Origin of the sequence: Nocardiopsis alba, from assembly GCF_000710955.1 — a bacterium.
Taxonomy (GTDB): domain Bacteria; phylum Actinomycetota; class Actinomycetes; order Streptosporangiales; family Streptosporangiaceae; genus Nocardiopsis; species Nocardiopsis alba.
Map to the genome: position 1 here is coordinate 250,795 of NZ_BAZE01000006.1, position 25,666 is coordinate 276,460.

Genomic DNA, 25,666 nt, shown 5'->3' on the forward strand with positions numbered 1-25,666 from the left:
CGGCCAAGGCGCCCAGGTGCCCGGCTTCCTCTCCCCGTGGCTCGAACTTCCCGGCATGACCGAGACGTTCGCCTCCTGGTCGGAGGTGACCGGTCTGGACCTGGTGCGCTACGGCACCACCGCGGACGCGGACGAGATCCGCGACACCGCCGTCGCCCAGCCCCTGTTGGTCGGCGCCGGCCTCGCCGCGGCCTCCGCCCTGCTCGGATCCCTGCCCGCCGCCCCCCACCAGGTGGACGCCACCGCCGGCCACAGTGTGGGCGAGTTCACCGCCGCGGCCCTCGCCGGTGTCCTCTCCCCCGAGGAGGCGCTGTCCCTGGTCGCCGAGCGCGGTCGAGGCATGGCCGACGCCGCCGCCCGTACCGAGACCGGTATGACCGCGATCCTGGGCGGCGACCGCGAGGAGGTCCTGGCCGCCATCGAGGCCGCCGGGCTGACCCCCGCCAACGACAACGGTTCCGGCCAGATCGTGGCGGCCGGCACCGCCGAGCGACTGGCCGCGTTCGCCGAGAACCCGCCCGCCAGGGCCCGCCTGCGCCCCCTGGCCGTCGCCGGCGCCTTCCACACCGAGCACATGGCCCCGGCCGTGGAGCGGGTGCGAAGCGCCGCCGAGGCGACGACGCCCTCCGACCCCACCGTCCGGCTGCTCTCCAACGCCGACGGCGCCGTGGTCGACAGCGGGGCCGAGTACCTGGACCGGCTGGTCTCCCAGATCTCCTCTCCGGTGCGTTGGGACGCGTGCACGCGGACGCTGTCCGACCTCGGGGTGACCGCGCTCATCGAGCTCACCCCCGCCGGCACGCTCACCGGTCTGGCCAAGCGCGCGCTGCGCGGCATCGAGCTCCTCGCGGTGAAGACGCCCGACGACCTCGAGCGCGCCGGCGCCCTCATCAAGGAGCACGCGGGCGCCCCCGCCGCGGGCACCACCCAGGAAGGCTGACCATGTTCCACGTCCCGAGCACCCCGGGCGGCGCCTCGATCCGCGCCTTCGGCGAGTACCAGCCCTCCAACGTGGTGACCAACGCCGACCTGGAGAAGCGCGTCGAAACCAGCGACGAGTGGATCCAGAGCCGCGTGGGTATCAGGGAACGCCGGATCGCCGGCCCCGACGACACCGTGGCGAGCATGGCGATCGCCGCCGGCGGCAAGGCCCTGGCCACCGGCGGGATGTCCCCCGAGGACATCGACCTGGTGATCGTCGCCACCTGCACCGTCCAGGAGCAGATCCCCAACACCGCGGCCACCGTCGCCGCCGCGCTGGGCATCTCCGCCCCGGGCGCCTTCGACGTCAACGCCGCCTGCGCGGGCTTCTGCTACGCGCTGGGGCTGGCCTCCGACGCGGTTCGGGCGGGCAGCGCCCGCAACGTCCTGGTCATCGGTTCCGAGAAGCTCAGCGAGTGGGTGGACTGGGACGACCGCTCCACCTGTGTGATCTTCGCCGACGGCGCCGGCGCCGCGGTGGTCTCGGCCTCCGAGGAGCACGGGATCGGGCCGGTGGTGTGGGGCTCGTCCGGCGAGCGCGCCGACAAGATCTTCCTGCGCGAGGGCAAGTACCTCTACCAGGAGGGGCAGGCCGTCTTCCGGTGGACCACCACCGAGTTGTACAAGGTCGCCCTGGAGGCCCTGGAGCGGGCGGGCGTGGAGCCCTCCGAGCTCACCGCCTTCGTCCCCCATCAGGCCAACCTGCGGATCGTCGAGTCCATCGCCCGCAAGCTGGGCGCGCCCCGAGCACTCGTGGCCCGCGATATCGTCACCGCTGGCAACACCTCCTCCGCGTCGATCCCTCTCGCGCTCTCGCGCATGGTCGAGCGTGGAGAGCTGCCGTCGGGGAGCATCGTGCTCACCCTCGGCTTCGGCGCGGGCCTGGTCTACGCCGCTCAGGTGATTCGCGTCCCCTGACCCGAGGAAACGGGGTCCCCGTGGCGCACGGGCCCGTTCCCGACATCGAACTCGTCAAGCAAGGAGAACAAGACATGGCCACCGAATACAGCGAGCAGGACATCCTCAAGGGCCTCGGCGAGATCATCGAGGAGATCGTCGGCACCGAGGCCTCCGAGGTCACCCCGGAGAAGAACTTCGTCGACGACCTGGACATCGACTCGCTGTCCATGGTGGAGATCGCCGTCGCCGCCCAGGACAAGTTCGACGTCGAGATCCCCGACGACCAGCTCAAGGACCTCAAGACGGTCCAGGACGTCGTCACCTTCATCCAGAAGTAGCCTGTCCGGGCCGCCGCCGACCCCTACCGGGTCACGGCGGCCCCACAGCCCCGACCCGGGGCGACCTCATCCGCCACGACTCCCGGCCCCGCCCGGGAACGACCCACGAGAAGGGCGATCGGATCATGCCAAAGACCGATGTCGTCGTCACCGGCCTCGGCGCCACCACCCCCCTCGGGGGTGACGTCTCGACCACATGGTCCGCGCTCCTCGACGGCCGGTCCGGTATCAGCTCGCTGCCGGAGGAGTGGCACGAGAAGCTTCCGGTGCACTTCGCCGGGCAGATCGCGCAGGAGCCCTCCGAGAAGCTCCCGCGCCCCCGGCTGCGTCGACTCGACCGCACCCAGCAGTTCGCCCTCATCGCCGCCCAGGAGGCCTGGGACGACGCGGGCGCCCCCGAGGTGGACCCCCTGCGTCTGGGTGTGGTGGTCTCCAGCGGTATCGGTGGGATCCTCACCATCCTGGAGCAGTACGACACCTTCCGTGAGAAGGGCTGGAAGCGGGTCTCCCCGTTCACCGTGCCCATGCTCATGCCCAACAGCCCCTCGGCCGCCGTGGCCCTGGAGTTCACCGCGCGCGCCGGCGCCCACGCCCCGGTCAGCGCCTGCGCCTCCAGCGCCGAGGCCATCGGCAACGCCGTGGACATGATCCGCGCCGGGCGGGCCGACATCGTCATCGCGGGCGGCACCGAGGCGGCGATCCACCCGCTGAACATCGCCTCCTTCGCCTCCATGCGGGCGCTGTCCACGCGCAACGACGACCCGCAGACCGCGTCCCGCCCCTGGGACAAGGACCGCGACGGCTTCGTCATGGGCGAGGGCGCCGGCATCCTGGTCCTGGAGTCGGCCGAGCACGCCGCCAAGCGCGGTGCCCGCGTCTACGCGCACGCCGCCGGTGTCGGGTACACCGACGACGCGTTCGACATCGTCCAGCCCGACCCCGAGGGCGCCGGTCAGGCCCGGGCCATCACCCAGGCGCTCGCCGACGCCGACCTCAAGGCCGAGGACATCGTGCACGTCAACGCGCACGCCACGTCCACCCCGGCCGGCGACGTCGGTGAGACCCGCGCGATCCGCGCGGCCCTGGGCGACTCCGTGGCGGACCGGGTCTCGGTGACCTCCACCAAGTCCATGACCGGCCACCTGCTGGGCGGCGCGGGCGCGGTGGAGTCGATCGCCACGATCCTGGCCCTGCACGACGGTCTGATCCCGCCGACGATCAACATCTCCGAGCTCGACCCCGAGGTGGTCGTGGACATCGTCCGCGACAAGCCCCGGGAGATGCCCGGCGGCGACGTGGCCGCCGTCAACGAGTCCTTCGGGTTCGGTGGACACAACATCGCCCTGGCCTTCCGCCGCGCCTGACCCCGCGCGCGATCCACGGCGACCCGATGGGCGTCACCCTCACCGGTGGCGCCCATCGTCGTATCCCACCGGTCCTCCCCTCGGGCGGTGAACGGGTGTGGCCCCGCGGGCCAAGAACCGTTGAACAGCCGCGAACAGGGCTTCAGGTCGGTGCCGTCCTCGGGCCACGATGGTGGTGTGTCCACCCTGCGCAACCAGCACACACGCCCGGGGCCCGACGCCGTGGAACGCGGATCGGGGTCCGGCCGCGGCCCTTCCTTCCGCCCCATCGTGGATCTGGACTCCGGCGCCGTCGTGGCGGTGGAGATCGTGGTCCCCGTACCGCGAGGGTTGGAACGGGCCGACGGGAGCGGGCGCGTGGCCTCGCTCTCGACCGAATGGCTCTCCTCCCTGGTCAGGTCCGGTGTCGGGGCCGAGAGTCCCCTCCCGCTGATCCTGCCGTTGCCCTCGGCGGCCCTCGCCGACCGGGCCGATCTGCCCTCCCTGGCCGAGAGCGCGTTGCGCCGGGCCGGTCGTCGTCCGCGCGACGTCACCCTGATGCTCACACCCGACCTGGTCGATCTGCCCCGTGGACGGATCCTGGCCGGGGTCGTCGGGCTGCGCGCCCGGGGGTTCCGGTGCGGTTTCGGCACCGCGATGGCCCGGCCGGATCTGGTGGTGGAGGCCGCTCCCTTCCTGATCCGGTTGGACCCGCGACTCGTGTCGGGGATCGACGGCGATCAGCGCAACGGCGGGATCGTGGAGGGGCTGACCCGGATCGGCCGCAGCGGCGGAGTGTACGCCCTGGCCGCCGAGGTGTCCCGAAGCGAGGAGGTCGTGCGTCTGCGCGCGTGCGGGGTCCGCTTGGGGAGCGGCGACTTCTTCGCCGATCCGGGTTGGCGCCCCGGCGAGAAGGTGACGCCGGTGCCCGAGCCGACGGCCGCCGCCCTGGACGACTCCGACGCCGGGCCCCGGGTCACCGAGTTCATGGTCCCCCCGGTCGACTTCGACGCCGAGTCCACCGGTGGGCAGGTGTTGGAGGCCTTCACCGGCGACACCGCGCTCAACAGCGTGGTGCTGATCGACCACCAGGACAAACCGATCGGGGTGATCGACCGGACGCGGTTCCTGCTGTCGGTGACCGGACGGTACGGCCACGCGCTGCACGCCAAGCGCCCGGCCCTGCGCCTGGCCGAGTCCCCTCGGACCGTTCCCGCCTGGACCTCGGCGATCGCCGCCCTCCGGGTGGCGGGCCAGGACCGTGAGCGTGTCTACGACGACCTGATCGTGACCAACCCCTACGGCCAGTGCCTGGGGGTCGTGCACGTCAGCGACCTCATCCAGTCCCTGTCCCGACGTTGAACGGCCGCTCCGGCCCACGACCGCGCGCGGGTCCCGTGCCCGGTGGGGCGCGGGACCCGTCGGTCGGCCGTGGTGAGGCGTTCAGCGCAGGGGTTCGGGCCCCTTGACCCCCGAGGGGCTGATCGTGGGCCGCGCGTCCTCGACGGAGCGATCGTCCTGTCGGGGAAGGGCCTCGGCCCGCTCCAGCTCCCGGCGCAGTCGCTCGCGGGTCTCCTCGTCGTAGAGGTAGTCCAGCTCGGGGCGGCGGGGAAGCAGACCGTCGCCGGAGGAGCGGCCCATGGCGCGACGACGCAACCACGGCACCAGGTACTGGCGTGCCCAGCGGCGGTTCTCCCGACGACGCAGGATGCGCGGAAGCTGGCGGGGCGGCGTGGCCCAGGGGTCGGTCCAGGACTCGCGCGGTCCCATCGGGTGTCCGAGCAGGTCGGCGACCCGGGCGGCGACGATCTGATGGCCGGCGCCGTTGGGGTGCAGGCGGTCGTCGCCCCAGGCACGAGGGTCGTTGAGGGCGTTGAGGGCCCACAGGTCGACGATCTCGGTGCCGGTGCGTTCGGCGACCGCGCGCATGTGCATGCTGAAGACCGCGATACGCCCCCGGTACAGGCGCAGGACGGGGATCCAACCGGTGTCGTGTCCGGCCAGGATCACGACACGGATCCCCGCGTCGCGCAGACGGCGTACGCCCTGCTCGAACTGTTCGGCCAGTTCGTCCAGGTCGTTGCCGGGCCGCAGGACGTCGTTGCCCCCGGCCAGCACGGTGACCAGGTCGGGCTTCCACTCCAGGGTCTGTTCGAGCTGTTCGCCGAAGATGTGGCGCATCCGCCGGCCGCGCACGCCCAGGTTCGCGTAACGGAAGTCCGGGGTCAGGGTGCCGAGGTGCTCGGCGAGACGGTCCGCGAAACCCCGGTACTCGCCGCCCGGTCCGCTGTCGTCCTCCATCCCCTCGGTGAGGCTGTCGCCGATGGCGACGTAGGACCGAATGACCTGCGGTCTGTCCACGGCACCGGCAGCGGGGGGATTCATCTCAAGGTCTGTCACGTCAACCAATCATCCGGATCGACCGCCCCACGCCTGTCGAGCACCGGGGCGAGGGAGCGGAAGTCGTGGCGGGTCGCGGTCTGCCGCTGCCCCGTGCGTGTCCGAGCGCCGTCGGTCCGGGACCGGCCGTGGACACCGGAACCGAACGGCGCTCGGGCGAGGAAAGTGCCCATCCAGCATACCCTCGCTCGACATCGGCGAGCCGGATTCGTGCGTGTCGGAGACCACTGGACCGCCCTGTTCGCCCTGGTTCTCGGCACGCGCCCGTACTCGTTCCGGGCGTCGTGTCGGAGAAGCGGGGTCTCTCTGTACGGGCAACGGACGAAGGACACGTGAAGAGCCTCAGGACGCCTATGGGGTAGCTCACATACCTTTTCGACATTTCGTTGAGCTCTCATCGTGGATCCCCTCCGTCACGGAGACCGCACACCGTGGTCACGATCCATCTTCCGTCGACCGGGTCCCCCGGGACTACCCATGTGCGTCCCGGGCACGTACGATCTCGTGAAGCACTCACGGCACCGTCGACTCCGACCCGCTGTTCCCCCACGCGACCCGCTCGGAGCACTCACCGGCCCGTCCCCCCTCAGGGCTCAGGGCGCGTACTGTGGTGCATCGAACCGAAGGCCCGTGCGGTTCCTCCCCAATTCACGTGCAGACACCAGGAGGTCGAGGTCCCCAGCGGATGAACGCCGTCTCTCCGATCTGCCTCGTCGACCTCGCTCCGGCACTGCGCTGGTCGAGGTCGCCGGACGTGGCACCCCTGCTCCGACACGACCGGCTCATCGACGGTTGGTGGCGCTCCCTTCCGGTCACCCGCGTCCTGGACATCGCCGGTCCTCCCTGGTTGGCTCACGGCCTGGCCAGGCTCGCCGTCGAGCAGTGGGAGCACGTCCCCCTAGAGGAGTTCCTCCCGAGTCTGCGCAGCAGACCCGTGGACTGCTCCGAACTCTCCGAACCCGTACGCGGCGCGGTCGTGGCCACCGCCGGCGACTGGGACCACCTGATCTCCGCCACCCCTCAGGAGATCTCCGGCTGGTCTCTGGACGAATGCGGTGTCCTCGACATCGTCAGCACCGTCGCCTGGCGTGCCCTCCAACCCTGCTGTGAACTGCCGAGCGGCCCCACGCCCTCTCCCGCCCTGATGCTGGAGGCCGTGCGCACCATCTCGAACTGGCTCCCCGACACCGCGCCCGAACACGTGCGCAGCGCCCTCGACTACCTCGACGCGGCCACCGGGGCGAGCGGTGTCCCGGACTCGCCCGAGGAGGGCGCGGAGGGGTCGAACCCGCCGCAGAGCCCGGCCACCCGGGCGATCCGCACCCTTCGCGCGCTCCGGGCCCATCGCGACCAGCGCGAGCGGGAGCGGTCCCCCGAGGAGGTGTCCGGCTCCGCGGCCGAGACCATGCCCTCCTCGAGCGACACCGTTCCGCCCTCCCCGAATCGGGTCGGCGGCGGCATGGTGAGCTCGGCGGCGATGATCCCCGGCACCACCCCGGCACCCGAACCCGAGAAGCCCTCCGGTTCGGGCCTGGGCGACCTGCGCTCCCAGTTCCGCAGCTCCCTGCTCGGCCCCGGACGCACCCTGCGCCGGCCCAGCTTCGGCCCGCCCAAGGCCATGCGCGACCAGCCCGAGGAACAGCCGCCCGCACCCGTCCTGGGACGCCACCCACTGGTGGACCTGGTCGAGGAGATGGTCCGTTCCTGGCCCGAGTTGGAGCGGACGGTGGCGGCCGAACGGCTCTTCGCCACCGACCCCATCAGCATCCGCGTCCTGTCCGAGCAGATCTCGGTGGACGTCACCGAGATCCGCGGCGCCCAGCGCAAGGTCGAGGAGCGGCTGTTGCGCTGGCTCGCCTCTCCCGAGGGCGCGGCCATCACCAAACACCTGCGCGAGCTGTCCGAACAGTTGGGCGCCGCCACCACCATCGACCGGCTCATCAACGCCCACCCCGATCATCCGGTGGACGTGCCCACGCTGCACACCCCGTTGTGGCGCGTGATCATCACCCTGTTCACCGATCGGCGGATGCACAACGGGTGGCTCATCGCCGACGACCCCAACCGTCTGCGCCTTCAGACCCGTGAGCTGTTGGGGGACGCCCCCGACCTCACCGAGGCCGGTATCCGGTTGGGTCGGATCGGTGTCCGCCAACAGGAGCTGCGCGCCTGGCTGTTGAGCACGCCGGGGGTGAGCCTGCGCGAGGGCCGTGTGCACGTGGACACCTCCGTGCCCGTGGAGGCCCCCGGTGGCGACCACTCCCCGGACGGGTCCGGGGCCACCACCGAGAACGGGCTGCCGATCCGCCGCCGCCCGGAGGCCCCGGCCCCCGAGCCCGCTTTCCCTCCGCCCGTACGGACCGGGCCCCCGCAAAGACCCGACCAGATCCAGGGGACGGCCCCGCCGCTGCGCGCGAACACGATGGCCCCGCCCGCTCCGGTCCCTCCGGTGGGGCTCGTCCACGACCCGCCGCCGCGCGGAGCCAGTGAACCGGCCCTGTCGGCCCGCTGTTTCCGCGCCCCGGACGGGCGTTGGTGGCACCGCATCGACATCACCGCCGATCACCTCAACGGGGCCCCGGTGGCGGTGCCCCCCGGGTACGCCACCCACCTGGGTCTCCAGCCGGGTCGTCTGCTGTGTCTGACCGCCCCGGGCGCCGATCTGTTGGTGCTGGTCTGGCGCGACCAACCGGCCTTCGACTCGTTGCGTCCGCTCCTGCGTCGGCAGGCGGCCCAGCCCGGCGACCGTATCTTCATCACGGTGACCGGGGATCGGTTGGACGCGCGCAAGCTGCCGGTGAGCGATCTGAGCGGCCACTCCCCCGCCGCCCGGGCCCTGCACCTGATCGGCTACACCGCTCCGGCGTCCACCGAGGAGGCCCTGCGCATCCTCTCCCGCCGGGTGACCGACAACGGCGACGAGTCGTTGGCCGAGCCCCGGGCGCTGCTCGACGTCCTGTCCCTGCGCGGCGACGAGGACATCGCCGGTGAGCTGCGTTCGGGCATGTTCGCCGCTCGCTAGAGCCGTCTCGTCGAAGGCCCGCGACCACGTATCGGTCGCGGGCCTTCGTCGTGCTCGCGGTGTTCACGGGCCGATTCGTCACGTTCCGGGCGTGACAGAGCACGAGGGAAGATGTAGGTTAGCCTTACCTAAGAGAGCTGAGGTGATCCTCCTGTCCCCGAACACCCTGGCCCCGTCCCCCGTCGAGCGGGCCCGTTCCGTCCTGGCCCGCCCGAACCCGGCGACCGTGACGACCTCCGAGGCGTCCCTGCACCTGACCGGCCCCGCCTGTCACACCGGCCCCGACGGCGAGGTCACCCTGCTGATCCCGGACCGGCACCGTCTCCTGGCCCTGCTCGGCCCCGAGGGCCACGAGGTCACCATCGAGTTCACCGACACCGCCCCCGTCGACCTGCGCGACCGGGTCCGCTCCCTGCTCTGGATCAACGGGAACCTGCGGCTGCCCTCCGCCCGGCGGGCCCGGGACCTGGCCCTCGAGGCGGTGGAGGACGATCCCGACGAACGCCTCCTCGACCTGGGCCACGGACGCACCATGGTCGTCCTGGAGCCCCACCTGATCATGTACTCCGACAACGACGGCTGCCACCTGCTGTCCCCGGAGGAGTTCACCTCCCTGCGGGCGGACCCCTTCGACCGCTGGGAAGGCCCCTGGCTCCGCCACCTGGAGCGGGACCACGGCGACCTGCTGCACGCGGTCGTCCGCCATTGCCCGGTCCCCCTGCCCGAGGGCCGGCCACGTCCCCTGGGGGTGGACCGCTACGGGCTGCGCCTCCGCATGGAGGGGTCCGATGGCGACCACGACGTGCTGATCCCCTTCCACCGCCCGGCCCGCACCCCGCACGAGGTCGCGCACCGGGTCCACGAACTCGCCCACTCCCCCCCCTCTGGTGAGACCCCGGGCCCGGCGCACTCGAACGATACGGACGCCCATCGGCATCGCCCTCAGGCCGCGTAGAAGCCCTCCGTGAGTCCGACGGCCGCGAAGAGACCCCAGCTCGTGACCTGGTAGAGGGACATCGCCACGACCTGCGCGATCAGCAGGCGACGGCGCATCACGCTCGCACGGCGCGTGCACACCAGAACGAAGTGGGTGACACCGACCGGCGTCATCAGCAGCCACACCGTGGGCCACAGCCAGAAGAAGACCCACGGACCCCACCAGGCGGGGTGGTCCTGGGAGACGAGGAACAGGGAGCCCTGGGTCACCAGGGCGACGCCCAACGAGGCGAGGGCGGACAGCACCCACACGGGGATCCACCAGGCGGAGGTCGATCGTCGAACGGAGGCGCCGGACACGGCGACGGAGGGGGCCATGGCGATATCCTGCCCCACCCCCTCGCGGCCCCGGGGCGCGGGGCCTCATGAGGAACGACGGCGGGCCGGGACCTCATGAGGTCCCGGCCCGTTCGCACGTCGGATCGGATCAGACGTTGAAGCCCAGCATGCGCAGCTGGTCCCGACCGTCGTCGGTGATCTTGTCCGGACCCCACGGCGGCATCCAGACCCAGTTGATCTTGACGTCGCGCTCGAACTCGTCCAGGGCGCTGTTGGCCTGGTCCTCGATCACGTCCGTCAGCGGGCAGGCCGCGCTGGTCAGGGTCATGTCCAGGGTGATCGAGGAGTCGTCCGCGTTCACCCCGTACAGCAGACCCAGGTCCACGATGTTCACCCCGAGCTCGGGGTCGATGACGTCCTTGAGCGCCTCTTCGATCTCCTCGGCCAGCTTCTCCTGTTCAGGAGAGAGCGGAGCGGCCTCGGGCTTCTCGGCGGTCTCGGTCGTCGTGCTCTCGTTCTCGCTCATTCAGGCGCCTTCCTTCTCCAAGGACTGCGAGACCGCGTCCTTCCAGGCCATCCACCCCAGCAGGGCGCACTTGATCCGGGCCGGGTACTTGGACACGCCGACGAACGCCACCGCGTCCTCCAGCACGTCCTCGTCGGGTTCACCCTTGCCCTTGGACTGCATCATCTCGGTGAACGCGTTCAGGGTCTCCATCCCCTCGGCCACCGACCGGCCGATCAGCAGGTCGGTGAGCACCGAGGTGCTGGCCTGACTGATCGAGCAGCCCATCCCCTCATAGGAGACGTCGCTGACGATCGCCTTCTCGTCCAGACCGGTCGCCCCGGAGGCGGGCGTCAACGCCACCCGCAGCGTCACCTCGTCCCCACAGGTGGGGTTGATGTGGTGCGCCTCGGCGTCGTGCGGATCCCGCAGCCCTTTGTGATGCGGGTTCCGATAGTGGTCCAGGATGATCTCCTGGTACATCGCGTCCAACTGCATGATCAGGCAGAATCCTCGATTACTAGGCCCGGGTCCCGAAGAACCTCTGGGCGGCCCGGATCGCCTCCGCGAGCGCGTCCACGTCCTCCATCGTGTTGTAGAGGTAGAAGGACGCGCGCGTGGTCGCGACGATGCCGAGCTTACGGTGCAGCGGCCAGGCACAGTGGTGGCCCACCCGCACCTCGACCCCCCTGTCGTCCAGGACCTGGCCCAGGTCGTGCGGGTGGATGTCCTCCACCGCGAACGACACCGCGCCGCCCCGGTCGGCGATCTCGTTCGGCCCCACGATGCTCGCGCCCTCGATCGCCCCGATCTGCTTCAGGGCGTATTCGGTGAGCGCGCGCTCGTGATCGGCGACCAGATCCATACCCACCTTGGACAGGTAGTCACAGGCCGCGGCCAGACCGACGGCCTGCGGGGCCATCGGCACACCGGCCTCGAAACGCTGAGGCGGTTCCGCCCAGGTCGAGTGGTCCATGTGCACCACTCCGATCATCGAGCCGCCGCTGATGAACGGAGGCATCGCCTCCAGCAGCTCGCGCCGTCCCCACAGGACACCGATCCCGTTGGGGCCGAGCATCTTGTGACCGGAGAAGGCGAGGAAGTCCACGTCCAGGGCGGCCACGTCGACCGGCATGTGCGGCACCGACTGGCAGGCGTCCAGCAGCACCAGCGCGCCGACCTCGCGGGCCCGCGCCGTGATCGGGGCGACCGGGTTCACGGTGCCGAGCACGTTGGACTGGTGCGCGAAGGCCACCATCCTGGTGCGCTCGTTGACGATCTCGTTCAGGTCCGACAGGTCCAGGCGACCCTCGTCGGTCACCGGGAACCAGCGCAGGGTCGCGCCGGTGCGCTGACAGAGCTGCTGCCAGGGCACCAGGTTGGCGTGGTGCTCCATCTCGGTGACGACGATCTCGTCGCCCGGGCCCACCTTCAGCCGTCGCAGCCCGTCCTCGGCGGTGGCCGCGTTGCTCATGGCGTAGGCCACCAGGTTGATCGCCTCGGTGGCGTTCTTGGTGAACACCACCTCGCCCGAGTCGGCACCGATGAAGGACGCGATGGTCTCACGGGCCGACTCGTAGGCGTCGGTGGCCTCCTCCGCGAGCTGGTGCGCGCCCCGGTGCACCGCCGCGTTGTGGCGTTCGTAGAACTCACGCTCGGCGTCCAGCACCTGACGGGGCTTCTGCGAGGTAGCCCCGGAGTCGAGGTACACCAACGGGCGCCCGTCACGGACGGTCCGGGACAGGATCGGAAAGTCCTCCCGGATCGCCGCGACGTCGAGCCGTCCCAGCTCGCGATCACTCATGTGTTACGCGCCCGCCTTCACGAACCGCTCGTAACCCTCGGACTCCAGCGCGGCGGCCAGCTCGGGGCCACCGGACTCGGCGATGCGACCCTCCGCGAAGACGTGCACGAAGTCGGGCTTCACGTAGTTGAGGATGCGGGTGTAGTGCGTGATGAGCATGACGCCCATGTCGTTGGCCGCCTGGGCGCGGTTGATGCCCTCGGAGACGATCTTGAGCGCGTCGACGTCCAGGCCGGAGTCGGTCTCGTCCAGGATCGCGACCTTCGGCTTGAGCAGCTCGAGCTGAAGGATCTCGTGACGCTTCTTCTCACCACCGGAGAAGCCCTCGTTGACGCCGCGGGCGGCGAAGGAGGAGTCGATGGACAGGTCCTTCATCGCGCCCTGGAGCTCCTTGGAGAACTGCCGGAGCTTGGGGGCCTCGCCGCGCACCGCGCTGACGGAGCTGCGCAGGAAGTTGGACATGGAGACGCCCGGGACCTCGACCGGGTACTGCATCGCCAGGAACACGCCGGCGCGCGCCCGCTCGTCGACCTCCATCTCCAGGACGTTCTCACCGTCGAGGAGGACCTCGCCCTCGGTGATCTCGTAACGGGGGTGGCCCGCGATCGCGTAGGCGAGGGTGGACTTGCCGGAGCCGTTGGGGCCCATGATGGCGTGGGTCTCACCGGAGTTGATGGTGAGGTCGACGCCCTTGAGGATCTCCTGCCGCTCGTCCTCGCTGATGAGGACGTCGGCACGCAGACCGCGGATTTCGAACTTCGTCATTTCAAGCCTCAGGAATTCTTCTCATCCAGCGAGACGAGCACGTCGTCGCCGTCGATCTTCACGTCGTAGGTGGGAACCGGCCGGGTCGCGGGCGGGTTGATCGGCGCCCCCGACTTCAGGTCGAAGCAGGAACCGTGCAGCCAGCACTCGATGGTCCCGTCCTCGACCTCGCCCTCCGAGAGGCGGACCTCGGCGTGCGAGCACACGTCGCGCAGCGCGTAGATCTCACCCTCGGTGCGCACCAGCGCGATGGGCGTCTCGTCGTCGGTCTCGATCCCCAGGACACCTTCCTCGGGGATCTCGTCGAGCTCGGCGACCTTGGTCCAGCCGTCGGTCTCACTCATGTGCGGCAAGCTTTCGCTCGACCTTCTCCATGACGTGATCGCGCAGGTCCTCGTCGTCGATCCGGTTGACGATGTCCAGGAAGTAGCCCCGGATGATCAGACGCCGGGCCTCCTCGGCGGGGATGCCGCGCGAGCACAGGTAGAAGAGGTGGATGTCGTCCAGCCGACCGCTGGCGCTGGCGTGTCCGGCCCCCTGCACCTCACCGGTGAAGATCTCCAGGTTCGGCACGGAGTCGACACGGGTGTCGTCGGTGAGCTGGAGGTTCCGGTTGTGCTCGTAGGAGTCGGTGCCCTCGGTGCCCTCGCCGATGATCACGTCACCGATCCAGACCGTGTGGGCCCCGGCGCCGCTGAGCGCGCCCTTGTAGTCCACGCGGGACCGGGTGTGGGACAGGTTGTGGTCGATCAGCGAGCGGTGCTCGTGGTGCTGGTCGTCCCCGGCGAAGTAGAGCCCGTAGAGCTCGGCGTTGCCGCCGCGGCCCTCGTAGGACACGCGCGGGGAGAGACGGATCAGGTCGCCGCCCAGGGTGATGACGACCGACTTGAAGCTGGCGTCCTTGCCGATCCGCGCGTTGTGCTGACCGACCTCGACGGCGTCGTCGTCCTGCTCCTGGAGGTTGACCAGGGTGAGCCTGGCGCCCTCACCGACGTGGATGTCGAGGGTGCCCGCCCGCACACCGGTGCCGGTGGCGGTCATGATGATCGTGGCCTCGGCCATCGGCTGGACGTCGATCACCATCTGCTCGAAGGCGGTGCCGCCCAGACCCTTGCGGTCGATCGTGATCGCCTTGTCGGCGACCAGCGAGCGCGGCACGGTGACGACGGTGGCCTGCTCGAAGGAGCTGTAGGCCTGCGCGATCACGCGGTCGACGGGCAGACCCGCCTTGCCCAGACGCTCGTCGTCACGGCCGACCTTCTCGACGGTGACGCCCTCGGGGGCGTCGATGACGAGCTCGTCGGTGCCGTCGGCGGTCCCCTTCCAGTCGTGCAGACCCTTGAGGCGGCGCAGCGGGGTGAAGCGCCACTCCTCCTCGCGCCCGTTCGGGACGGGGAAGTCGTTCACGTCGCTGGAGCCGTGCGTGTCGAGCTTGGAGACCGGGATCTGTCCCAGGCCGTGGCTGTGCGCCTTGGGCTCCGTGTTCGTGGTCGTCAACTCAACCCACCGATCCTTCCATCTGGAGCTCGATCAGACGGTTCAGCTCCAGCGCGTATTCCATCGGGAGCTCCCGGGCGATGGGCTCCACGAATCCTCGAACGACCATGGCCATGGCCTCTTCCTCGCCCATCCCCCGGCTCATCAGGTAGAAGAGCTGGTCCTCGCTGACCTTGGAGACGGTGGCCTCGTGCGCGAGCTCGACGTCGTCCTCGCGCAGGTCGTTGTAGGGGTAGGTGTCGGAACGGCTGATCGTGTCGATCAGCAGGGCGTCGCACTCCACCGAGGACTTGGCGAGGTGCGCCCCCTCCTGGACCTGGATCAGGCCGCGGTAGGAGGAGCGACCGCCACCGCGCGCCACCGACTTGGAGACGACCTTGGAGGAGGTGTTGGGCGCGCAGTGCACCATCTTGGCGCCGGTGTCCTGGTGCTGACCCTCGCCCGCGAACGCGATCGAGAGGGTCTCGCCCTTGGCGTGCTCGCCCATCAGGTACACGGCCGGGTACTTCATGGTGACCTGGGAGCCGATGTTGCCGTCGACCCACTCCATGGTCGCGCCCTCTTCGGCGATGGCGCGCTTGGTGACCAGGTTGAAGACGTTGTTCGACCAGTTCTGGATGGTCGTGTAACGGCAGCGGGCGTTCTTCTTGACGATGATCTCGACGACCGCGGAGTGCAGCGAGTCCGACTTGTAGATCGGCGCGGTGCAGCCCTCGACGTAGTGGACGTAGGCGCCCTCGTCGACGATGATCAGCGTCCGCTCGAACTGACCCATGTTCTCGGTGTTGATCCGGAAGTAGGCCTGGAGCGGGATCTCCACGTGCACGTTCTTGGGCACGTAGATGAACGAGCCACCGCTCCACACCGCCGTGTTGAGCGCGGCGAACTTGTTGTCGCCGGCCGGGATCACGGAGCCGAAGTACTCCTCGAAGATCTCCGGGTGCTCCTTGAGCGCGGTGTCGGTGTCCAGGAAGATGACACCCTGCTCCTCCAGGTCCTCGCGGATCTGGTGGTAGACGACCTCGGACTCGTACTGAGCGGCGACACCGGCGACCAGACGCTGCTTCTCCGCCTCGGGGATGCCCAGCTTGTCGTAGGTGTTCTTGATGTCCTCGGGCAGGTCCTCCCAGGAGGTGGCCTGCTTCTCCGTGGACCGCACGAAGTACTTGATGTTGTCGAAGTCGATCTTGGACAGGTCCGCGCCCCAGTCGGGCATCGGCTTCTTGTCGAAGAGCCGGAGCGACTTCAGACGGAGCTTGGTCATCCACTCCGGCTCGCTCTTCTTGTCCGAGATGTCCCGGACGACCTCCTCGTTCAGACCACGACGGGCCGTGGCCCCGGCCTCGTCGGAGTCGGCCCAGCCGTACTCATATGTTCCGAGCCCTTCGAGCTCGGGGTGCGCGACAGAAGTCATGCGCGGACTCCTCCTGGACTCAGACGTCCTTGTGGTGTTGCGATCCTCCGCTCGCCGTACGGCGAGCGGTGTTGGTCGCGGGGACGTGGTGCTCCCCGCCGTCGCCGTCTCCCCGGGGGGTGACGTGTGTGGTGCACACACCGTCGCCATGGGCGATGGTGGCCAACCTGCGCACCGGGGTGCCCAGAAGCCGCGCGAAGGCCTCGATCTCGGCCTCGCAGAGCTGCGGGAACTCGGCGGCCACGTGCGCGACGGGGCAGTGGTGTTGGCACAATTGGTCGCCGCCTCCGGGGGCCGGAGCCCGGCCGGCGGTGGCGGCGTAGCCGTCGTTGGAGAGCGCCTCGGCCAGTAGCAGGACACGTCGCTCCGGGGGAACCGCGTCCAGCATGGGCTTGTAGCGCCGCTCCAGGTCGGCGACCTGACTCTGGGCGAACTCCCCGACCGCCTCGGGTCCGGCGGTCCTCGCGAGGAAACGCAGGGCCTCGGTGGCCAGGTCGTCGTAGGCGTGCACGAAGGCGTCGCGTCCGGCCTCGGTGATGGCGAAGACGCGGGCGGGGCGCCCTCTGCGTCGACGTCCGTGCACCGGTCGGGCGTCACGGGCCTCGATCATGCCCTCGCCGGCCAGGTGGTCGAGATGGCGGCGGATCGCCGCCGGGGTCAGACCGAGCCGCTCGCCCAGGGCGGACGCGGTGATCGGACCCTTCTCCAGAATGAGCCGGGCGACGCGGGCGCGGGTACCGTGGTCGGGCCCGTTCAGGGGACGGGGGGCATGGCGTGCCTCGGACATGCTCCTCCCCCCTCGTTCGCTACCGGCTCGTGGTTTTGACAACATCAGTGTGGCTTAAATAAGTCCACCGAGGCAAACCCGATACGATGCGCTTCATCACGAAGGTCAGGCTTGCCTAAGCTGGAGATTCGCTCGAGCCGGCCGCCCGGAGCCCTCTCACGAGCGGTTTCCTCCGCACGTGCTTTCTCGAATGACAAGACTCGGGTCTCGCCATTCGAGCGAATTTTTCTCAGGGGGCACCGTGTCGACTCCGCGGGGACCAGGGGAAACGGGTCAACGGATGTGAACAACGGGAAAGCGGGCGGAGCCATTCCCCCGGAACCCGGTCTCGTCCGCCCCACGATCCCCCGAGCCCCGGATCACGCCTCTCCCCCTCCGGGCGGGGTGGTGAAGCCCGGCACCGGGACGCACGTAAACTCAGGCCCCATGGACACACCCGCCCTCGAGGTCGTCGACCTGGTGAAGCGTTATGGCGCCACCACGGCCGTCACGGGCCTCTCGTTCACCGCGCGCCGCGGCGCGGTGACCGCCCTGCTCGGCCCCAACGGAGCGGGCAAGACCAGCACCATCGAGATCTGCGAGGGTTTCCGTCATGCCGACGGGGGCAGCGTGCGGGTCCTCGGTCGGGATCCGGTGACCGACGCCGCCGAGCTCAAGCCCCGCGTCGGTGTGATGCCGCAGTCCGGCGGGGTGCCCACCGGTGCCAGGGCCGCCGAATGGCTCCGCCTCATGGCCTCCTTCCACGCCCACCCGATCGACCCCGACCTGCTCTTGGAGCGGTTGGGGCTGACCTCGGCCGGTCGTACCCCGTTCCGCCGCCTCTCCGGCGGCCAACAGCAACGCCTCTCCCTGGCCTGCGCCGTCGTCGGCCGCCCCGAGATCGTCTTCCTCGACGAGCCGACCGCCGGTCTGGACCCGCAGGCGCGCATGGCCACCTGGGACCTGGTCTCGGCCCTGCGCGCGGCCGGTGTCGCGGTCATCCTGACCACGCACCACATGGAGGAGGCCGAGCGTCTCGCCGACCACGTCGTGATCATCGACCACGGCTCCGTGGTGACCGAGGGGACCCCGGCCGAGCTCACCCGCGGCCGACGCGACGTGTGCTTCTCCACCGAGACCCCGATCGACTCCGAGGCCCTGCGCGCCGCCCTGCCCGATGGCGGCGAGGTGACGTCGATCGTCGCCGGCGGCCGTCACGAGTACACCGTCGCCACGCACGCCGCCGAGGCCCCCGGGCCGGAGTTCCTCGCCACGGTCGCCGCCTGGTGCGCCTCCGCCGGCGTCCTCGCCGAGGACCTGCGTGTACGACGGCGTACCCTCGAAGACGTCTTCCTCGAAACCACCGGCCGGGAACTGCGCGACTGATGACCGAGCACACCTATGGCACGGCCGCTCCGACGGCCTCCGACACACCGACCCTCGCCTCCGACCCCGGATTGTTCACCCCGAACCCCGGGGCCGCGCCGATGTGGCGGATGGTCGCCGCCCAGGCCGGGATGGAACTGCGGGTGATGCTGCGCCACGGCGAGCAGTTCCTGCTCACCATGGTCATCCCCGTGCTGTTGCTGGTGGGTCTGAGCCTCACCGACGTCCTGAACGTGGGCGAGGGGCCCCGGGTCGACACGCTCGCCCCCGGCATCCTGGCCCTGGCCGTCATGTCCACCTCCTTCACCGGGCTGGCGATCGGCACCGGCTTCGAACGGCGCTACGGGGTCCTCAAGCGATTGGGGGCCACCCCCCTGTCGCGGTTCGGCCTGCTGGCCGCCAAGACCCTGGCCGTGCTGGCCGTGCAGACCATCCAGATCACCGTCCTGACCGTGGTCGCGCTGTTCCTGGGCTGGTCCCCCGCGCTCTCCCTCACCGGGGTGCTCTCCGCCGTCGCCCTGGTGCTCCTGGCCACCGCCGCCTTCAGCTCGCTCGCGCTGCTGATGGCCGGAACACTGCGGGCCGAGGCGACCCTGGCCGGCGCCAACCTCGTGTACGTGCTGATGCTGGGGCTGGGCGGCGTCCTGTTCCCGACCACCGGCTTCCCCGCCGTGATGGAGCGGGCCGTGTCCGTCCTGCCGATCACCGCGCTCGCCTCGGGGCTGCGCGACGTGCTCTCCCACGGGGCGGCCCCCGGGCTCGGCGTCTTCGCGGTCCTGGCCGTGTGGACCGTCGTGGGCGGCCTGGCCGCCTCCCGCCTCTTCCGCTGGGAGTAGGCCCGGCACCGGCCCGTACCGCGCCACGGCCGTAGTCTGTCGGCCATGACGATCGACATCGACACCGTGACCAAGATCCTCCGTGAGACCGCGGAGACGGTGGTCCTCCCCCGGTTCCGTCGACTGGCCGAGGGCGAGGTGTCCGAGAAGGCGCCCGGCGACCTGGTCACCGTGGCCGACCAAGAGGCCGAGGAGATCATCTCCCGCAGGCTGCGCGAGATCCTCGACGTGCCGGTGGTGGGCGAGGAGGCCGCCTCCTCCGACCCCGGCCTGACGCGGGCCCTGCTCGCCGAACCCCGGGTCTGGGTGGTCGACCCCCTGGACGGGACCCGCAACTTCGTCCACGGCGACGAGAGGTTCGCCGTCATGGTCGCGCTGGTCTACCGGGGTCGGTCGATCGTCTCCTGGATCCTGCGCCCGACCCTGGACCGTGTCCACGTCGCCGAGCTCGGCTCGGGGGCCTGGTGCGACGGGCGCAGAGTCCGACGCGAACCCGCGCCCGCCGACCCCGCTCTTCTGCGCGGGGCGGCGCGGGGCCGTTCCCTGTCGACCGCCGAACGCGCGCACGTGGAGGGGTCCGCGCCCGCCCTCGCCGGGCTCGAGCGGGGATCCGGCTGCGTCGGCGTGGACTACCCCCGTCTGGCCGAGGGCGGGCTGGACTTCATGCTGTTCTCCGGGACCCGGCCCTGGGACCACGCCCCCGGAAGCCTGCTGTTGACCGAGGCCGGCGGGGTCTGTCTCCGTCCCGAAGGAGAGCCCTACCGGCCCGACGGCGAGGGTCGTCTCCTGCTCACCGCCGCCGACGAGCGGACGTGGCGGACGGTACGGCCCATGATGATCCCCTGAGGGGGCGTACGCGCCTCCGAGGGATCGAGAACGGCAGGACGACCACCGCCACCACGACCAGGACCCCGCCCGCCGCCGTGTAGGCCGTACTCGGCGGGACCAGGGTGAGGAGCGCGCCGATCGCGGCCCCGCCGGCCGAGGACCCCGCGTTATGGGCGGTGTTCACCCAGTTCCCCGCACGCGTCCGGCGGTCCGCCGCCACCGACTCGTCGGCGAGCAGATAGGAGGTAGTGATCAGGGGCGCTCCGACGACACCGACCACGAAGAGCAACGCGGTCAGGGCTGCCACGCCGGGCGCGAACGTCGCGGCGGCCACTCCCCCGCCCAGGGCCAGAGAGATCAGGACGAGCCTGGTCCGGGAACCGGCCCGCCAGGAGACGGCCCCGTAGAGAAGGCCGCCGATCACCCCGCCGGCGGTCTGGAGGGCCTCCAGGAACACGACGGTCTCGACCCGCCCGTGCTGCTCGGCGAAGGCGACGTTGATCAGCGCCGTCGCCCCCAGAGCGATACCGGCCGCCCCGGACAGGGCGACCGCCGTGAGAAGGCCGCCGCGGGCGACGGGACGCGGCGTCACGTCCGTATCCAGGGCCGGGGCCGGGGCCGGGGCCGACGACCTCTCCGGGGACCTTCGGGACAGCGAACGCGCCACCGGAGAGGTGACCAGCCCCCACGTTCCGGTCGACACCAGCAGAGCGCCGACCACCAGACCGATCGGGGGCGGCCACCACGGCAGAAGGGCTCCGAGCAGGAGCGGACCGCCCAGGAAGATGAGCTCCTCCACCACCGTGTCGAGGCTGTAGGCACGTTGGAGCAGGGCCCGCTCGGCGATCAGGTGGCTCCACAGGCTCCGGGTGACCGGCCCCAATGGCGGCGCGCAGGCCCCGGCCACCGCCGCGAGCGCCACGAGCACGCCGGGGCCCGTTCCCTCGCTCCAGGTGGTCACGGCCAGACCGAGCAGGGTCAGGGCGAACAGGGCCGCCATCGGTGGCAGGGCGGCGCACGGGCCGTGGCGGTCGATGAGACGGGCGCGCAGCGGGGACAGGGCGGCGACGGTCGCGCCGAAGACCCCGACGACCACCCCCACGTGGGCGTAGGAGCCGGTGGCGTGGACGACGGACAGGACCAGGGCGAGCGAGACGAGGCCGTAGGACGATCGGCCCACAAGGGCAGGGATCAGGAGACGGCAAGCCCCCGTGACACGCAGGACGGCACGGTAGGAGGGGCCCGGGGCAGGCGAGGACATGGTGTTCTCCATGGAGAGGCGGCGCGCGGGCGCCGCGGAGGTGCGTGGACGCCGAAGGGCCGCGACACGGTGTCGCGGCGGGGCGTCGATCTACGCACAGAGGGAGAACACGGTCCGGACTCTAACACGGTCCCCTGGAGGGGTCAGCCGACCGGGACCAAACGCCACTGCTGGTGCGGGTGGCCCTCGTCCTCGGCCGGGGTGAGGAGCGTCCGGTTCTCCTCCTCACCGTCCTGGTTCCCCAGGGCCTGCCCGTCGGCCCGGTTGACCAGCCGGACCACGCCGTCGCCCACCTCGATCACCCGCCACTGCTGTTCGGGGGCGCCGGTGCGGCTGAGCAGCGAGGCACCCTCACCGGTCTCGGGATCGGGGGTCGCTGGGAACTCCAGCAGCTTGCCGCTGGCCACGCCGAGGATCTCGTAGAAGCCGTCGTCGACCGGGACGAAGCGCCACTGCTGATGCTCATCGTCGTGGCGGTCCCACAGGTGGACGTGCGCGCCGTTGTCCTGCGCCGCGCCCGCGACGTCCACGGCCCGCCCTCCGTGCACGCTGAGCAGGGCGTAGGAGACCTCGGGGTCGATCCCGGCGGGGTGGGTCTCCTCCTCGGGCTCCTCCTCCGGTTCCTCGGCTTCGTCAGGGGCGCCCTCGGGCTGGACGAGGATGCCCGAGACCACGCACATCTCCTCGACCTGGGCGCGGTTCTCGGAGACGAACACACCGGCGGTGTAGCCGCCGAGACCGGCGAGCAGAAGCAGGGCGGTCGCCCCGGCCAGAACCGGCCACCGGGGCGGTTCCCGGTCCTGGAGGTCGTCCGGGCGGGCGCTGCTTCGGGACATGGCGGGGCTCTCCTGCGGGCGGGGACGTTCCTTCGGGATGAAACCGAACCATTTCACACCACATCCCCCACCTCACGCACGTTCGGGGGCCACGATCGATCGTGGATAGGGTGATCGCCCATGGAGAGCATCGGAGTGCCCTGGTTCATCGTGGTCCGCTATCTGGGCCCTCCCCTGTTCCTGGTACTGGTGGGCGGCGTCCTCCTGTGGTGGCGTCGTCCCGCGCGGGCGTGGTTGGCCTGGACAGCCCTCGTCGTGAACCTGTTCGCGGCGGCGCTGCCGTTCCTCTGGCTCGGTTTCCAGACCCTCTTCGGACGGGGGGACCTGACGGTGATCGGCCTGGTCATGACCCTGTTGCAGCCCGCGCTGGTGGCGTCGGCCTGGTGTCTGCTCCTGCTGGCGCTGGTGTGGGAACCGCGCGTACCGGCGCCCGCTCCCGTCGAAAGGGACCCGGGGGAGGCCGACCGGACACCGGAAAACGTAGGATGACCCATTATGCGTTCTCGGACCGAAGCGACGGCCGCCCCCACCCGCGGTAACCTGCTGGACTCTCTGCCCCCGGTCTGGCTGGTACTGGTCGGCATCGTCTCGGTCCAGACCGGCGCCGGGGTGGCCAAGAACCTGTTCGACGCGCTGCCACCGGCAGCCGTGGTGTGGCTGCGTCTGCTCACCTCGGCGATCCTTCTGGTCCTCGTCGCCCGGCCGGTGCTGCGCGCACGCACCCGGGCCGACTGGATGGTGGTCGTCGGCTACGGCGTGGCCCTGGCCGCCATGAACTTCTTCATCTACCAGGCCTTCGCCCGCATCCCCCTGGGTATCGCGGTCACCATCGAGTACCTGGGGCCGCTGCTGATCGCCATCGTGGGCTCGCGGCGCCGTGTCGACCTGGTGTGGGCGGGGATGGCCGGGCTCGGCGTCGCCGCCCTCGGCGTGGAGTTCCGCTCCCTCGACCCGCTGGGCGTGCTGTTCGCGGTACTGGCCGCGGTGGCCTGGGCCGGCTACATCCTGCTCAGCGCCGCGACCGGACGTCGCTTCGACGGCACCTCCGGCCTGGCCATCGCCAGCGTGGTGGGGGTCCTGGTCATGGCCCCGGCGGGGATCGCCGAGGGAGGCGCCTCCCTGCTCGACTGGCGTCTGCTGTTGTTCGGTCTGGCCGTCGGAGTGCTCTCCTCCGTGGTCCCCTACACCCTCGAACTGAACGCCCTGCGCCGTATGCCGCCCCGCGTGTTCGGCGTGCTGATGAGTCTGCAACCGGCCGCCGCCGCGTTGGTGGGTCTGCTCCTGCTCGGCGAACTGCTGACCGTGTGGCAGTGGGCCGCGGTCGCCTGTGTGATCATCGCGAGCGCCGGTTCGACCCGGACCTCCTCCCGTGAGGCCGCCAAGGCCTCGTCCGGCACGCAGGGGGAGGTCCGCCGCGACGATTCGTAGGGCCGGGGAAGGCAAGGGCGTGGGCAATGCCCGACCACGGGTCCGGCCCTACGACCATCGATTCGGCAGAACACCTTCATGTTCAGGGCAAACCACGAGTGCGGAGCGTTTCCGCTTCGAGGCCGGCGGTAATTGTTGCCGGTGGGTAGGCCGACCCGTTCCTGCACCCGCATTCGAAGGGGAACACCCATGCGTATCGTCGCCAAGCTCGCCCTGACCGCTTTCTTCGCGGCGGGACTCCTCGGTATGGGCGCCGGCGCCGCCTCGGCCGGTGGCCACAACTCCGAGGTCTATCAGGCATGTATCGATGAGCAGAACGCTCTGGGGCTGATCAACCTGGACCTCAACCTGCTCAGCCAGTGCATCGCCAACTACAACGCTTGACGCACCTTCGATAGATCGGTGCCCGGAGCCGCCCCTCACCTTGCGGGGGCGGCTCCTCCCATGTTCTCTCCCCCTTCTCCCCCGCGCCATCGACACGGCCGGCACGGCCGCGCGGACCTCAGGCCCGTGAGGGCTCCGGAGCGCGCCCGCCCGCACCACGGGTCGGGGTCTGAGAACGATGGGAGTATCCCCGTTCGGTTCCAAGGCCGAAGTAGTGACGGAAGCTGTAGATCAAGGGGTTCCAGCTCGCGGGATCGATGTGATGCGTTCCCGGTACGATGACGCCCTTCTCCGCGTGGACGCGCACCACCCGGGCCTCGACGATGACGTGCTCGCCGGAGTCGTCCGCCCGCACATGCCGGACCTTCGTCTCGAGTTGCAAGGGGCACTGGGCCACCCGAGGCGGACCGACCAGGACCGATCCCGTCGCCGTCAGGCCCGCCGCGCCGAACTTGTCGGCCTCGAAACGGCACCCCGGCGGTTTCCCCTCCGGAACGGGATCCCGCCCGGTCAGCGGAGCCAGACGCTCCACACGTTCCCACAGGTCCGCGGAGGGCATGTTCACCACCATCTCGGGGCGCTCCTCGAGGTTGCGGGCTGTCTGTCCGGTCGCGCCGAGCCCCACGACGAGAAGCATGCCCAGGGCCCACAGTGAGGAGATGGGCGCCAGGTTCGGCGTCCCATCCTCGTTCAGCGTGGACACGAGGGCCACGGGGGTGCCGAAGTAGAGGACGCGGGGTTCGATTTCGCGGTGGGATCCGGGGTCGACCGATGGGTTCCGGTGCGTGGCGGTGGTCATGGACGGTGACGTTAACGACCGGACGTTTCGGCGCGGACCGAAACGTCGATGGGGACAATGGACCCATGGAAACCGAGCGTGTCGCCCCCGGGCTGGCGAAGATCGCGGCTCTGCTGGCAGATCCGACCAGAGCCGGGTTCTGTCTGGCCCTGTTGGACGGACGGGCCTGGACCGCGGGAGAGCTGGCGCGCCACGTCGGAGTGGCGGCCTCCACGACGACCGGGCACCTGAACGCCTTGGTGGCGGGCGGACTCCTGCTCCAGGAACGGCAAGGGCGCCATCGTTACGTTCGCCTGGCCTCGCCCGAGATCGCCGAACTGGTCGAACGCCTCGCCGCGTTGGGGCCGGAGGCGGCTCCTCCGTCACCCTCGCTGAGGGCACGCTCTCGCGGGCGTCATCTGGCTCTGGCCCGGACCTGTTACGACCACTTGGCCGGTCGACTGGGCGTACTGATCACCGAGGCGATGATCGAGCGGGGCCTGTTGTCCGAGGGGCGGGGGCTGGCGTTGACCCCGGCCGGGGAGGAGTGGAGCGCGGAGCTGGGGCTGGCGACCGCACCCGGTGCCCGTCGTCCGGCGGTGCGTGCCTGCCTGGACTGGACGGAACGCCGTTTCCACCTCGCCGGCGCCTTGGCGGCCGCGTTCTGCTCCCACGCGTTCTCCTCCGGATGGATCGTCCGCACCGGCGTACCCCGTGCCGTCATGGTGACCCCGGAGGGTTCGGAGGCCTTCGGAACCCTGTTCGGCCTCTCCTCCGACGCGCTGAGCGCCCCGGAGGGGACGGCTTGAGCCGGGAACGGCCGTCGCGACCGGCCGGGCCGAGAGACGAGAAGGGGTCCTCGGCCGTCGGCCGGTGAACGTCTCCTTCCGAGAGATCCGGTGGAGAGACCGCCTCACGC

General features: G+C 70.5%; 27 protein-coding genes. 14 read left to right on the forward strand and 13 right to left on the reverse strand.

The features are described 5' to 3' along the window. The first annotated feature begins 55 nt into the window (after positions 1–55). The 5 genes from TR33_RS13545 (at position 56) to TR33_RS13565 (ending at position 4,924) form a co-directional block, all read left to right on the forward strand. A complete protein-coding gene (locus TR33_RS13545; RefSeq protein WP_042283557.1) occupies positions 56–940 on the forward strand; it encodes an ACP S-malonyltransferase in 885 nt (294 codons plus the stop codon). 2 nt (positions 941–942) lie between these two features. Further along, entirely contained in the window at positions 943–1,899 is a 957-nt protein-coding gene (locus tag TR33_RS13550) for a beta-ketoacyl-ACP synthase III (protein ID WP_042283427.1), read from the forward strand. Positions 1,900–1,973: 74 nt separating this feature from the next. Further along, positions 1,974–2,219, forward strand: a complete 246-nt coding sequence (locus TR33_RS13555; RefSeq protein ID WP_026125152.1) for an acyl carrier protein — start codon at positions 1,974–1,976, stop codon at positions 2,217–2,219. A 125-nt stretch (positions 2,220–2,344) separates the two neighbouring features. Continuing rightward, on the forward strand, positions 2,345–3,583 hold the full coding sequence (gene fabF / locus TR33_RS13560) for a beta-ketoacyl-ACP synthase II (protein WP_014908356.1): 1,239 nt from the start codon (positions 2,345–2,347) through the stop codon (positions 3,581–3,583). 177 nt (positions 3,584–3,760) lie between these two features. Continuing rightward, positions 3,761–4,924 (forward strand): EAL domain-containing protein, encoded by a 1,164-nt coding sequence (locus tag TR33_RS13565; RefSeq protein WP_042283559.1) that lies wholly within the window; start codon positions 3,761–3,763, stop codon positions 4,922–4,924. An 81-nt stretch (positions 4,925–5,005) separates the two neighbouring features. Here the strand turns inward: TR33_RS13565 and TR33_RS13570 are convergent, their stop codons facing one another. Continuing rightward, positions 5,006–5,947 (reverse strand): SGNH/GDSL hydrolase family protein, encoded by a 942-nt coding sequence (locus tag TR33_RS13570; RefSeq protein WP_042283428.1) that lies wholly within the window; start codon positions 5,945–5,947, stop codon positions 5,006–5,008. A gap of 700 nt (positions 5,948–6,647) precedes the next feature. Here TR33_RS13570 and TR33_RS13575 point away from each other — a divergent pair. Continuing rightward, the gene (locus tag TR33_RS13575) at positions 6,648–8,984 is read left to right on the forward strand and encodes a hypothetical protein (RefSeq protein WP_017535394.1); all 2,337 of its coding nucleotides are present in this window, start codon (positions 6,648–6,650) and stop codon (positions 8,982–8,984) included. 142 nt (positions 8,985–9,126) lie between these two features. After that, positions 9,127–9,939 carry a DUF2470 domain-containing protein gene (locus TR33_RS13580; protein ID WP_234305842.1) on the forward strand — a complete coding sequence of 271 codons (813 nt, stop codon included), beginning with the start codon at positions 9,127–9,129 and terminating at the stop codon, positions 9,937–9,939. On the opposite strand, the gene TR33_RS13585 is transcribed toward TR33_RS13580, so the two are convergent. From TR33_RS13585 to TR33_RS13625, 9 genes are all read right to left on the reverse strand, one after another. Beyond that, positions 9,927–10,298: a hypothetical protein gene (locus tag TR33_RS13585; RefSeq protein WP_042283430.1), complete on the reverse strand. Its 372-nt coding sequence runs from the start codon at positions 10,296–10,298 to the stop codon at positions 9,927–9,929. The two genes, TR33_RS13580 and TR33_RS13585, sit on opposite strands and share 13 nt — an antisense overlap. Positions 10,299–10,407: 109 nt before the next feature. Next, positions 10,408–10,785 (reverse strand): metal-sulfur cluster assembly factor, encoded by a 378-nt coding sequence (locus TR33_RS13590; RefSeq protein ID WP_014910639.1) that lies wholly within the window; start codon positions 10,783–10,785, stop codon positions 10,408–10,410. Beyond that, complete coding sequence (sufU, locus tag TR33_RS13595; RefSeq protein WP_014910223.1) at positions 10,786–11,262, reverse strand: Fe-S cluster assembly sulfur transfer protein SufU; 477 nt, start codon at positions 11,260–11,262, stop codon at positions 10,786–10,788. A 22-nt stretch (positions 11,263–11,284) separates the two neighbouring features. Then, complete coding sequence (locus TR33_RS13600; protein WP_014910315.1) at positions 11,285–12,568, reverse strand: cysteine desulfurase; 1,284 nt, start codon at positions 12,566–12,568, stop codon at positions 11,285–11,287. 3 nt (positions 12,569–12,571) lie between these two features. Then, complete coding sequence (sufC, locus tag TR33_RS13605; RefSeq protein WP_014912613.1) at positions 12,572–13,333, reverse strand: Fe-S cluster assembly ATPase SufC; 762 nt, start codon at positions 13,331–13,333, stop codon at positions 12,572–12,574. 8 nt (positions 13,334–13,341) lie between these two features. Beyond that, complete coding sequence (locus TR33_RS13610; RefSeq protein WP_014911922.1) at positions 13,342–13,677, reverse strand: non-heme iron oxygenase ferredoxin subunit; 336 nt, start codon at positions 13,675–13,677, stop codon at positions 13,342–13,344. Further along, complete coding sequence (sufD, locus tag TR33_RS13615; RefSeq protein WP_014909925.1) at positions 13,670–14,830, reverse strand: Fe-S cluster assembly protein SufD; 1,161 nt, start codon at positions 14,828–14,830, stop codon at positions 13,670–13,672. Before sufD ends, TR33_RS13610 begins: the two co-directional genes overlap by 8 nt. Position 14,831: 1 nt before the next feature. Continuing rightward, on the reverse strand, positions 14,832–16,244 hold the full coding sequence (gene sufB / locus TR33_RS13620; RefSeq protein WP_014912019.1) for a Fe-S cluster assembly protein SufB: 1,413 nt from the start codon (positions 16,242–16,244) through the stop codon (positions 14,832–14,834). 19 nt (positions 16,245–16,263) lie between these two features. Continuing rightward, positions 16,264–17,031 (reverse strand): helix-turn-helix transcriptional regulator, encoded by a 768-nt coding sequence (locus tag TR33_RS13625; RefSeq protein ID WP_014910548.1) that lies wholly within the window; start codon positions 17,029–17,031, stop codon positions 16,264–16,266. Positions 17,032–17,457: 426 nt separating this feature from the next. Here TR33_RS13625 and TR33_RS13630 point away from each other — a divergent pair, with 426 nt between their 5' ends. From TR33_RS13630 to TR33_RS13640, 3 genes are read left to right on the forward strand one after another with little or no spacing between them, the layout of a single operon-like run. After that, entirely contained in the window at positions 17,458–18,396 is a 939-nt protein-coding gene (locus TR33_RS13630; RefSeq protein WP_042283433.1) for an ABC transporter ATP-binding protein, read from the forward strand. Further along, positions 18,396–19,232: an ABC transporter permease gene (locus TR33_RS13635; RefSeq protein ID WP_017535398.1), complete on the forward strand. Its 837-nt coding sequence runs from the start codon at positions 18,396–18,398 to the stop codon at positions 19,230–19,232. Before TR33_RS13630 ends, TR33_RS13635 begins: the two co-directional genes overlap by 1 nt. Before the next feature lie 45 nt (positions 19,233–19,277). Beyond that, positions 19,278–20,078, forward strand: coding sequence for an inositol monophosphatase family protein (locus tag TR33_RS13640; protein WP_017535399.1), 801 nt, complete (start codon positions 19,278–19,280; stop codon positions 20,076–20,078). Here TR33_RS13640 and TR33_RS13645 read toward each other — a convergent pair. Together TR33_RS13645 and TR33_RS13650 are read right to left on the reverse strand one after the other, a co-directional pair. Beyond that, positions 20,023–21,321, reverse strand: a complete 1,299-nt coding sequence (locus TR33_RS13645) for an MFS transporter (protein WP_042283435.1) — start codon at positions 21,319–21,321, stop codon at positions 20,023–20,025. The genes TR33_RS13640 and TR33_RS13645 overlap by 56 nt on opposite strands. Positions 21,322–21,464: 143 nt before the next feature. After that, positions 21,465–22,157 (reverse strand): RICIN domain-containing protein, encoded by a 693-nt coding sequence (locus tag TR33_RS13650; RefSeq protein WP_199806138.1) that lies wholly within the window; start codon positions 22,155–22,157, stop codon positions 21,465–21,467. A 120-nt stretch (positions 22,158–22,277) separates the two neighbouring features. On the opposite strand from TR33_RS13650, the gene TR33_RS13655 reads away from it, so the two are divergent. From TR33_RS13655 to TR33_RS13665, 3 genes are all read left to right on the forward strand, one after another. Beyond that, entirely contained in the window at positions 22,278–22,646 is a 369-nt protein-coding gene (locus tag TR33_RS13655) for a hypothetical protein (RefSeq protein WP_042283439.1), read from the forward strand. Positions 22,647–22,652: 6 nt separating this feature from the next. Beyond that, positions 22,653–23,585, forward strand: a complete 933-nt coding sequence (locus TR33_RS13660; protein ID WP_042283440.1) for an EamA family transporter — start codon at positions 22,653–22,655, stop codon at positions 23,583–23,585. Positions 23,586–23,774: 189 nt separating this feature from the next. Next, positions 23,775–23,969, forward strand: a complete 195-nt coding sequence (locus TR33_RS13665; RefSeq protein ID WP_014912625.1) for a hypothetical protein — start codon at positions 23,775–23,777, stop codon at positions 23,967–23,969. A gap of 118 nt (positions 23,970–24,087) precedes the next feature. Here the strand turns inward: TR33_RS13665 and TR33_RS13670 are convergent, their stop codons facing one another. Beyond that, positions 24,088–24,768, reverse strand: coding sequence for a flavin reductase family protein (locus TR33_RS13670; RefSeq protein ID WP_042283443.1), 681 nt, complete (start codon positions 24,766–24,768; stop codon positions 24,088–24,090). A 65-nt stretch (positions 24,769–24,833) separates the two neighbouring features. Here TR33_RS13670 and TR33_RS13675 point away from each other — a divergent pair, with 65 nt between their 5' ends. Further along, positions 24,834–25,556, forward strand: coding sequence for an ArsR/SmtB family transcription factor (locus TR33_RS13675; protein WP_042283445.1), 723 nt, complete (start codon positions 24,834–24,836; stop codon positions 25,554–25,556). The last annotated feature ends 110 nt before the right edge of the window (positions 25,557–25,666 follow it).